This window comes from Mobiluncus sp., assembly GCF_985070215.1.
In genome coordinates, this window is record NZ_CFKZQR010000058.1 from 1 (window position 1) to 9,720 (window position 9,720).

The following is a 9,720-nucleotide window of genomic DNA, read 5'->3' on the forward strand; positions in this document are numbered from 1 at the left end:
CAAGCCGACACGTGCCCCGCAATCGAGAGCGAAACCGGGAAACCGGACCGGGCAAGCATGAGCGTCTGCGTCAGCCCCGGCCTGGGGACCTCGCCATTCACCCCCTGGCGCGTGTTTTGCCCGCCGGCGGCCTACATCGTTGAGCTCGTCGCCGCCTAGCCTACAATCTTTCGGCTATAAACATCGGTTACGAACGCTGTATACACGAACCCGGATAGGGTTCGAACATACGTGATATCCCCAACCCACAGTTCGTTGGGCCTACTGGCCGTGAACTGCCGATTCACCAAATCCGGGCGAGAATCTGGTACTTGAGCGGGTCTGGTTGTTATTGCTGTGCGTCCCCGGCGAACACCAGCAATCCCAGCGATTTTCATGAGTCGAGCGACCTGGTCACGACCAATATCCCAGCCCGCGCGCCTGGCTGCGTGCCACATCTTACGAATACCATAGACACCAAAATTGTGTGCGTGAATCTCGCGTAGTTCTTCAGCAAGAATCCAATCACGAATGCTTCTGGAGCTTGCTGGTCTGCTCTTCGCTAGCCGGTAGCCGCGAGAGGTAATAAACCCTCCTTCCAGACTCGCACCCAGTGTCCGGCAAATCGGCTCGACCCCGAAACGACCCCTATATTCGTCAATATAAGCAATCATCATCGGGCCGGACGGTCGAGCTCCGCTGCGAAAAAAGCCGAGGCAGTTTTCAAAATCTCATTCGCCCTACGCAGCTCCGCATTCTCGCGTTTGAGCCGTTTGATTTCCTCATGCTCTTCACGCGTGAGCCCCTGCCGTTCGCCCGTAACAACCAAATGCTGCTCATACCAGCGGCGCAGTGACTCGTTTGCGATCCCCAGCTTCAGCGCTATCTCATTAACCGCCCTCCACTGCGAACACGAACGATCAGCAGCCAACCGATCAGAAAGCAACCGCACCGCCCGATCCCTTAAACTCCTGAGAATACCTCTTAGACATATCCCTAATCCTCTCAAAAACGAGTAGGAACAAAACCCAGTACGCTTCACTTCAACAATCACATAGCGCTGGGGCGTGCCTTTTGGTACGCCCCAGCTGCATTAAATATTCGCATTAGACGGGAGCTTTTAACTCCCTCATCCCCTGGGTGTCTAACCTGCATGAATGAAACCAACGGATCGTATGCAGAACCTGAGGCGAAATCGTAAGCAAATCCATCACGGCATCACGCTTTCTTCCATGCCAAGGTCAGCCTTGAATAGAAGCATCTTCTACACATTCTCATAAGATCAAAACTGAGTCTTGGATGGCAACCGCCTACTGGTGTTATGGAATCCCGCGTTCGATTTGCTATCGCAAACTGTCAAAATAAAAACCAAAAGACACTCAGAATTCTCTAAATATTTTGCCAGATTTGGCAGTTATTTATAATTTGACACGTCGGTTTTAGGGAGTATTTTTAACCAAATAACAGTTCGCTAAAGTATTAGTAAAGGAGGGAACTGAGTGTCTAAACCTTCACGAATCGTGGGGCTTGATGTAGCGCGCTCACTCGCGATCATCGGAATGATAGTTATCCACATGGCCTCGCTACTTTGGAGTACCAAAGTAATACTCTCTGGCCTACCCGCATCATTATTTGCCATCATCGCCGGCGCGACGATGATGATTATTGGACGAAACTACACCAGCACCACTTTCTTGCGGCTGATAGCCCGAGGCGCTTTAATCATCCTCATCGGCCTGGCACTACTGCCCGTGGGTGGACAAATCCAAGTGGTTCTCATCGTAATGGGCCTGGTAATGATCCTAGTTTCCTGGATGCCCGCATTGGGAACGTGGTGGAGGCTCGGTCTATTTATTGCCGCCACAATCGCCGCAACAATCGTTTACGCCCCCATCGAACTGCCACAGATTTATCCGCTATTGGCATGGATTGCATACTTCATCGGTGGCATGCTTCTTTTCGATGTGTACCTGCGCGGCCGACTACAGCGCAACCCCGATGAGAACAGCAACCCTAACACTCGACTGAGCTGGATCGTAACCGCTATCAGCGTTGTCATCGCTGGTATCGGCATCTACTTCCGATTTGACCCAGACATTCCCAGCTGGCTCAGCTTTACCGGTCACACCGGTGTTGCCGGAGAGATTATCCTCTCCGTTGCCGTTGCAGCCGTAGTGATCCACCTATGTGTGCTCATAGGCAATCTCTCTTCAACCTTGGTTTACCCTTTCGCTGCCATGGGAACAATGTCGCTAACCATTTACATTCTGCACATTCTCACCGCTTTCTACTGGCAGCAAAATGTCGCGTTGCATTCCACTTTGTCAGCAATCGGTTTCATCGTATTCTTCCTCGTCGCAGCCAGCCTCTGGAAGAAGTTTGCAGGACAGGGTCCTGCTGAGAAACTCGTTGCCACCACGATCAAGGCCATTGTTCCTTCTAAGAAAGGGAATTAACCGTGAAAAAAACATCTTTTTCGATCGCGACCATTGCCAGCGCCGTCCTTCTAATGACTGCCACTCCGGCTCTCGCACTCGAATATGGAGATCCGGCGCCCGATAATGCGGAAAGCAGTTCCGTTGCCGCGCTCAAAATGGGCAAAATCGGCAGCTTTGGTGACTGCACAGGCACACTCATTGCCGACCAGTGGGTACTCACAGCGCGCCACTGTCTAGAGTCAGTCAACAATGAAGGCACCCAGGCACGCATCGCTGGAAAGGTCTACAACGCTGATTCCTGGGCTCTTTCGCCCACATCTGACGCGGGGTTACTTCACCTGACTGAGAAAGTGACTAACGCAACCCCCGCAAAAATCTCCCACGATATTCCAACCCCAGGTCAGACGGGAACTCTTTACGGTTGGAGTAGCAGCTCGTCAATGGCACGATCTGGACAGCTACCAATGGCCAAAATGGTTGTCAAAGAGCTACTAGGTGGCGCACCTTCCGGTTCTGACACGCCGAGTGCTCCCGAAACTCCTTCCGATTCCAAGGCACCTACCGGCGCTGATGCGTCTACAGAGACTGCCCCGCCACAGGCTCTACCGTCAAAACCTGGAATGTCAGAATCCAGCCAAACCGAGTCTAATCCTGAGGGGATGTCGGAAGTCCCAGCCGACAACTCCATACAGCCTAGGATCGAAACCTCTATCTTGGATGTGCAGTCAGTTTCTGGAGCTGGCATGCAGGGCGGTGACTCTGGTGGCCCGTTCTTTGTCGACGGAAAGCTTGCGGGACTTGCTACCGCTGGAACTGCCAATGGGGATCCGGACCTTCCCTCCCCTAGTGCTGCAATCACCACAGTTGCAGGCACCGCCGAATGGATCGACAACATTGTCTCTGGCCGCGACACCCAAAGCGTTCTAACTGCAGAAAACACTCCTGCACCGCCAAAGAACATTCAAACCAGTGGCGATAATATTTGGGGTTACCTTGCGATCGCACTCGTAGGCCTTGCGGTGGGAGCAATCGGCTCACGTATCCGCAATGCGCGCCAGTAAGGATTCCTACTGGACTGTCTAGCGAATAGCATTTCACCCTTTGAAGCCGTCTCCCAGAAAACTGGGTGGCGGCTTCAAACATTAGCTCTTTTACAGTCATGCGACCCGTATCTGACCCCCTTGCCTACTGAAGTTCACAACCGATCAGCATTGCTGAACCAACAGGAAGATTATAGAAAGCCAGTAACCGAAACCTGGCTCAATCCGTGCTCGGGTCACGGAACACGGGCGTTAAAAGTGTACGGCTCCGTTAGGCCGTGTACTGGAGGGCTATGCGATCTTCCGGATGACGATCATTCAGATAGAGGACGGCCAGGAAGAACCACTCCGCTGGTTTCATCAAAAACCACACAGCATCAGCCGCCCACTGCGATCTGATCAGCTTGGCAACCGGGAAGCCATACGTGTCATATAAGCGCCGAATAACCCGATGGGTTCTGGGCACACGCTCTTCCAGTACCTGCTCAAACGCATTGGCCACAAGAAGCTGGCGATTCACAACCACCGGCCGGCCATGACGCAGGCCCATGCGGATTGGTTTTACCACCGCTCGGTGTCCGCCGGCGGCCACAGTGCAAAGGTAGTGTTCGTCAAAATACACGTTTTGCGGGGCAACCTGCTGTGACAGGTTCCAGTCACTGGTCTCCGTAAATGCCCTCACCACCATGCTCGGCGATTGCCCAAACAAAGCTAGAATCCCGACCAGCACGGCAAGTAGCGGGAGCGCCACCACGAACCCTAGAAGCGGCCAGCGCTTCGCGTCAGCCACCATTGCGTCGAGTTTGCTCAATACCGAGGAGCTGTCGATGCGGCCTCGTCTATCTCCATCAGCTTCGTAGGCGCGCACTTGGATTGCAACTATTTTCACCACAATCGCAAGCACAGCCAACAAAGGAAGAATCAGCAGTGCGTCTAGGGGGGTTTCAAAAGTTGTGATCTGGATAGTCCACACCAGGCCGAACACAACGCCCAAGTAGAGCCCCGCAATCGCAATCACAACTACGAGGGGCGGCAACTGTCTGGCTTCGTTAAACCGCAAAATGAGGAATCCGAGTACGAACAGTAGCGCGATGAACAGCACGTGTGGCCATGCCCGCGTGTAAATCGGCGCGTGGGTTTGGTAGTTTACCAGCTGGACGTGCCAGTCCGCAGTAGGCACAACCTCTTTGAAGAACCCTAGGTATCCGAACTCATAAACCGCTATGACACACAGGGTCCAAACGTCCAGGCCCGCATCGAGAACCGGCAGGTCCTTACCACTCCCCGCTTTGGCCGCACGGATTATTTGGCTGACAGTCAGCGCTACTGGGTAACCGGCCGCGAGCGCGACGAGGGCTCCTCCAACCAGAATCTGCCCGAGAATCTGACTTGCGCCTGAAGGAGGTTGGGATACGAGGTAGGCAATCGCTCCGGTGATTCCGATCAACAGAGTCAAAACGATTCGCGAAAAAGAGGGGTGCTTGCTGGCGTAGCGGTACAGCTTCACTTGTCCTCCTGTCCTGCAAAACACGATACACGCGTTTTCTAGACCATTGAACTAGCGCAGGACTTTACCGACCATATAGTGCTTAGCTCCGTTGATGTCGCACACGTAACGGGCGCGACCCCAAATAGCTCGAAGTCGCGCCCAGTATATGCGCGTGGTTAGCGAATATTGTCGATTACTACTATAAGTCGCCCTAGAACGAGTGGAGCCCCGCGGGTTAGCCCTCTAGCCAAGCAATCTACGAGCATACGCACCGCCCGATCCTTAAACTCCTGAGAATACCTCTTAGACATATCCCTAATCCTCTCAAAAACGAGTAGGAACAAAACCCAGTACGCTTCATGAACCGACCAACTATCAACCCGACTTTCCCCGCCAACACAAACAAAACACGGGAAAACAGACACACAATTTGACCGACCCCAAAGTTCAGCCAAACCAACTTTCAACCTGACTTTAAAGCTCTACCACAACGAAAAACCCGGATAAAAAACACACAATTTGTCCTTTAACCCTCCCGTGTTGGGGGTTTAAGCTGGTTTTTTGGCTATATTGTGGGCGTTTGCCCTGGTCGGGGTATTCGCTTCACTCACACCCTGTCGGGGTATTCGCAATCGCTAAGCGATTGCATGCCACTTAGTCGAAAACTCAGCCGTCGAGGTTCGCTCCGCTCCTCCGTCGGGGTATTCGCAATCTCTGCGCGATTGCATGCCCCTTAGCCGAAGCGGCAAATACCTTCCGGTTTTGTTTTGCCGCGGACTGCGTCCGCGGCTACGTTGCGCGGCCCCAGCTCGCTTACGCAAGTAGGCTTGCGACGCGGCTGTGTCGCGCAACTAGCCCGCTTCGCGGGCAAAACAAAACCGGTCAAGGTGCTTACCTTGACCGGAGTCGGGGTGGCGGGATTTGAACCCGCGGCCTCTTCGTCCCGAACGAAGCACGCTACCAAGCTGCGCCACACCCCGTGCGTTTTGCAACCCCTCAATTATACAGATGAACCGAAATATCAGAAATCGCAGCCGCTCAGAAAGTCCGCGCCGCGCCATGAGTCCCACCCGAAACTGCGATGCGCTAGCAAGCATCGCGCAGGTGGCCCAGCCGCCCCTAGAGCGCCGGGTTCGCGGCTTTTGATACAATCGACCCGTGAATATCCTCGTCGTTTGTACCGGCAACATCTGCCGCTCCCCGATGGCCGAAATCGTCCTGCGCGAAACTGCCCAGCGAGAGGGACTTGACCTGCGCGTATCTTCGGCAGGAACCTCGGACGAAGAGCACGGCCACGGTCTGGATCGGCGCGCGGCAAAAGTCCTTCGCGAAGCCGGATATAACCTGCCCGCCAGCCACTTCGCCCACCGCGCCACCACCGCGGAACTACGCGAGGCCGACCTTGTGCTGGCAATGACCACAGGTCACGCCCGTATTCTCCAGCGCATGATGGCCTCCTCCGGGGTCAGTACCGACAAACTGCACCTGTGGCGGGAATTCGACGGTACCGTGCCTTTCGGCTCCATCAGCGATTATCTGCAATCGTCGCCAGGGTATTCCGACCAGTATTCTTCCGCAGGTCACGCGGACGTGCCCGACCCCTGGTATGGGAACCAGGACGGGTTCTATCGCACTTTGGCGGTCGTGGAGTCCGGTGTTCAGGGCCTGTTGCGTTGGCACAAGGCCGGAGGGGCAGAAGCCCGGTAGGGCTCGGCTTGCCGGTCTCACGCTGTGACGGAAACGCTCTCTTGGGTTGAGGGTTTCACCCTCAACCCAATGCGTTTCCACAATTTGCACAAAACTTTGGTTTGGGGTCGGGGAGTTTTGCCCCGCAGTTCGAGCAAAAGCTTCCGGCGCCCGCAGCCGGGGCCGCCGGCTGCGGTTTACCGCAGTTAGAACAGAACTTGCCGGTATTTTGTGCCCCGCAATCGCAAGCCCAAGTCGCGCCGGCCGCGCCGGCGCCACCTGCCGCCTCGGTCTGCTGAGCCTGCTGCGCCGCCTGCTGCTGAGCCTGCATCTGCGCCTGGTTCGAAGCCGAAGCCGCTCCCATGAAACCGCCGCCGGCCTGCATTCCCAAGCCGACACCCATCATGGCCATACCCGCGCCCGCCGGATTCGACCCGGCGTTTTCGATACCGCGCGCCACGGACCCTTGCACAAATCCCTCGCGAATCGTGGGATCTTGGAGCATAGCGCCCTGATTGCGCATATCAATCATCTTGCGCGACTGTTCGTCGTAAGAAATCGAAGCAATACCAACGGCCTGAACCTCGATACCGCGCTGTTGCAGCCACTCGGCATCCAAAGCGTCGCGCATGTACTTCGACAACTCGCTCATCTTGGAGGTGACCTGGGAAATGCGGATTCCGTCCACGCTCATCTGGTTGATGGAAACCTGCAACGCCTCCAGGAACTCGTTTTGGTACTGTTCCTTAATCTCATCAATATGCACGTGTGTGGCGTCACGCGGAATCGCCTCAGCGTAGAACTTCAGCGGGTCGACGATGCGAATGGAATAGGTGCCGTGCGCGCGCAGGAACAGCTCGGCGTTATAGAAATTGTCAAAGTATTGCACCGGGTTAGGAGTGCCGAACTTAATGCCCTTAATCTCTTGCAGATTGACGTAAAAGGCCTGTTGCGCCCCGGAAGGAGTGCCGCCGAACTTGAAACGATTCCAAGTCTCTTTCAGCGCATCTCCCAAGCTCCCGGTAAACAGCGACGGCGCCGAACCGGAATTAAACGTGTACGCGCCCGGCTCGGTGGAAAAGTCCACAATCTTGCCCGAATCAGTAACCAGCAACGCTTGACGGTCGTAAACCAGCAGCTTAGAGCCGTCAGTAATGATGTCCTCGGAGCCACGCTTGTTAGACCCGCGCCCGCCTTGGCGCATCTGGGCGCCCTTGGTAAAGACGATGCCTTCCCCCATGTCTTGTGCGGCGATGGCATCCACCCACTGATCCGCAAGTGTTCCGCCGATAGCGCCTGCTGCCGCCTGAATCAAGCCCATGTTTTCCTCCTAATGTCGGTGTTTTCAACAGTCCACTCGGGTCGCCTCGCTGACAACCCGGCTGATTCGTCTCCAGCTTTCACTAAAAATCTAGACGATTTAACACCCAAAAGGGTGAAAACCTAGCTGGTTTCGTGCCGAACGGGCATTTCTCAGGAGGGCGTGAGCGGTCACAAGGGCGGTGTGTTCGGGTTTTCACCCATTTGGGTGTTCGTTTTGGGCGGCGGCGCTGTAAACATAGGGATGGAAACCCCGCAGTGGGAGTCAATACCAAGGAGGAAATCATGGGTTTATTTGATGCGAAAGAATGCGCGCTGTGTTCTCAAAAGGCCGGAATGCTCACGAAGCAAAAGCTGCAAGACGGCTTCCTGTGCGGGGATTGCAAGAAGAAATTGTCTGACCTGTCCTCGGGGTGGAAGCAACGCACCGTCGCGGACGTGAACGAACATCTGGCGTTGCGCGAGGCAAACAAAGAACGTGCCGCCAAGTTCCAAGTTACCCGCTCGATTGGGACCGGGGGTTGCCTGGAACTTGACGACACCCACGGCTGGTTCCGGTTTAAGATTGGGCGCGACTACAAGCAGGGCAACGCCCAAGTATTTGCCTTTAACGAACTGGGGAATTTCTATGCGGAAATTCACTACGATTCCATCGCGGACGATGAGGACGGCGATGGTATCCCCGATCAGTACGATCGCGATTCTCAGGGTTCACACCGCAGCAACATGGGAATGATGGGGGCGATGGGTGGCGAACTGAACTCTCAATCAGCAAATATGTTCGTCAACGGTTCGGGAATGACTCAGTACTTCCGTTCCGTCGGCAATCAAATCAACGATGCGGGGATGCCTTCCGAAGTGACGGACATCACCATGGTGGTGGGCACCACCAACCGGTTCTGGCCCGAAGTGCGGTTGCGCGGTTCGTTCTTTGGGGTGGGTAACGATATGCAAAAGTTGCAGGAAGCTCAACAGACCATTCAGGCCCTCGCCCAGCTCCGCGCCGGTGCTGGCGGCATGGGGGCTCCGATGGGTCAGCCTGGCATGATGGGCCAGCCGGGTATGGCGGGCACAATGCCGATGCAGCCCGGTATGCAGCCGGGCATGGGCCAGCCGATGGGCCAGCCTGGAATGATGGGTCAGCCGGGTATGGCTTCTATGGCCGGCGGCATGATGGCCGGGGGTATGGGCATGCCCCAGCAAGGCATGGCGCAGCCGGGTATGCAGCCCGGGATGCCTGGCGCGATGCCAATGCAGCAGCCCCAGATGGGGGCAGTTCCCCCGCAGGGCATGGGTGCCCAGATGGGCGGGGCGCCAGCTCAGGGTGCGCATCCGACGAACTGCCCCGCCTGTAATGCCCCGGTAGATGGGCAATTCTGCGGCAGCTGTGGTACCAAAGTCTATTGAAATCCCAGATGCGAAGCGAACCTATGGAGTGAGGATCGTGCATTCAACGGGGGCTTCCGTGAGGAAGCCCCCGTTGGTTTGCCCTCGGCAAGCCTCGGGTCAGACACTTTATCCAGCACGCCGCCGAGCGTCTAGCTGAGCTCCGTTTCGGGAAACGTCCTCGCGATTCTGAGCGTGGGTTGAGGCCCGGCGAGTTACACTTAACCCCAAGGAGAGGGAAATCGACCGTGGAAAGCAACCGGGGAAACTTTTTGAACTCGACAGACACACCTAGTGCAACGGCAAAAATAGATGCCCCTATCCGCCAGGCTTACCGCGGAAAACGTCCCGCATCCACCCCGGTGTGGTTCTTGGGGCAGTC

At 55.7% G+C, this 9,720-nt stretch carries 8 protein-coding genes, 1 tRNA gene and 1 pseudogene; 5 read left to right on the plus strand and 5 right to left on the minus strand.

What is annotated here, in order from left to right; translation table 11 throughout:
• Window positions 1-159 (plus strand): annotated as a pseudogene (locus AC5LBQ_RS08845) (metallophosphoesterase); the annotation flags it as partial.
• On the opposite strand, the gene AC5LBQ_RS08850 reads toward AC5LBQ_RS08845, so the two are convergent.
• Window positions 156-656, minus strand: coding sequence for an IS3 family transposase (locus AC5LBQ_RS08850; RefSeq protein ID WP_493265249.1), 501 nt, complete (start codon window positions 654-656; stop codon window positions 156-158). The pseudogene AC5LBQ_RS08845 and the gene AC5LBQ_RS08850 sit on opposite strands and share 4 nt — an antisense overlap.
• Window positions 653-931 carry a transposase gene (locus AC5LBQ_RS08855; RefSeq protein ID WP_493265250.1) on the minus strand — a complete coding sequence of 93 codons (279 nt, stop codon included), beginning with the start codon at window positions 929-931 and terminating at the stop codon, window positions 653-655. Before AC5LBQ_RS08855 ends, AC5LBQ_RS08850 begins: the two co-directional genes overlap by 4 nt.
• 547 nt (window positions 932-1,478) lie before the next feature.
• On the opposite strand from AC5LBQ_RS08855, the gene AC5LBQ_RS08860 reads away from it, so the two are divergent.
• Window positions 1,479-2,435: a DUF418 domain-containing protein gene (locus AC5LBQ_RS08860; RefSeq protein ID WP_493265251.1), complete on the plus strand. Its 957-nt coding sequence runs from the start codon at window positions 1,479-1,481 to the stop codon at window positions 2,433-2,435.
• 2 nt (window positions 2,436-2,437) lie between these two features.
• Complete coding sequence (locus AC5LBQ_RS08865) at window positions 2,438-3,478, plus strand: trypsin-like serine protease (RefSeq protein ID WP_297591277.1); 1,041 nt, start codon at window positions 2,438-2,440, stop codon at window positions 3,476-3,478.
• A 250-nt stretch (window positions 3,479-3,728) separates the two neighbouring features.
• Here the strand turns inward: AC5LBQ_RS08865 and AC5LBQ_RS08870 are convergent, their stop codons facing one another.
• Window positions 3,729-4,964: a DUF6688 domain-containing protein gene (locus tag AC5LBQ_RS08870; protein WP_493265252.1), complete on the minus strand. Its 1,236-nt coding sequence runs from the start codon at window positions 4,962-4,964 to the stop codon at window positions 3,729-3,731.
• Between the two features lie 888 nt (window positions 4,965-5,852).
• Window positions 5,853-5,926 (minus strand) — tRNA-Pro (locus AC5LBQ_RS08875).
• A 178-nt stretch (window positions 5,927-6,104) separates the two neighbouring features.
• On the opposite strand from AC5LBQ_RS08875, the gene AC5LBQ_RS08880 reads away from it, so the two are divergent.
• Window positions 6,105-6,653, plus strand: coding sequence for a low molecular weight protein-tyrosine-phosphatase (locus tag AC5LBQ_RS08880; RefSeq protein WP_493265253.1), 549 nt, complete (start codon window positions 6,105-6,107; stop codon window positions 6,651-6,653).
• A 61-nt stretch (window positions 6,654-6,714) separates the two neighbouring features.
• Here the strand turns inward: AC5LBQ_RS08880 and AC5LBQ_RS08885 are convergent, their stop codons facing one another.
• Window positions 6,715-7,953: an SPFH domain-containing protein gene (locus AC5LBQ_RS08885; protein ID WP_493265254.1), complete on the minus strand. Its 1,239-nt coding sequence runs from the start codon at window positions 7,951-7,953 to the stop codon at window positions 6,715-6,717.
• 284 nt (window positions 7,954-8,237) lie between these two features.
• On the opposite strand from AC5LBQ_RS08885, the gene AC5LBQ_RS08890 reads away from it, so the two are divergent.
• Window positions 8,238-9,359 (plus strand): DUF4428 domain-containing protein, encoded by a 1,122-nt coding sequence (locus AC5LBQ_RS08890; RefSeq protein ID WP_493265255.1) that lies wholly within the window; start codon window positions 8,238-8,240, stop codon window positions 9,357-9,359.
• The last annotated feature ends 361 nt before the right edge of the window (window positions 9,360-9,720 follow it).

Excerpts from the sequence above, each read along its gene's own strand:
- AC5LBQ_RS08850 (WP_493265249.1), bottom strand. The coding sequence starts at position 656 with ATGATGATTGCTTATATTGACGAATATAGGGGTCGTTTCGGGGTCGAG.
- AC5LBQ_RS08885 (WP_493265254.1), bottom strand. The coding sequence starts at position 7,953 with ATGGGCTTGATTCAGGCGGCAGCAGGCGCTATCGGCGGAACACTTGCG.
- AC5LBQ_RS08890 (WP_493265255.1), top strand. The coding sequence starts at position 8,238 with ATGGGTTTATTTGATGCGAAAGAATGCGCGCTGTGTTCTCAAAAGGCC.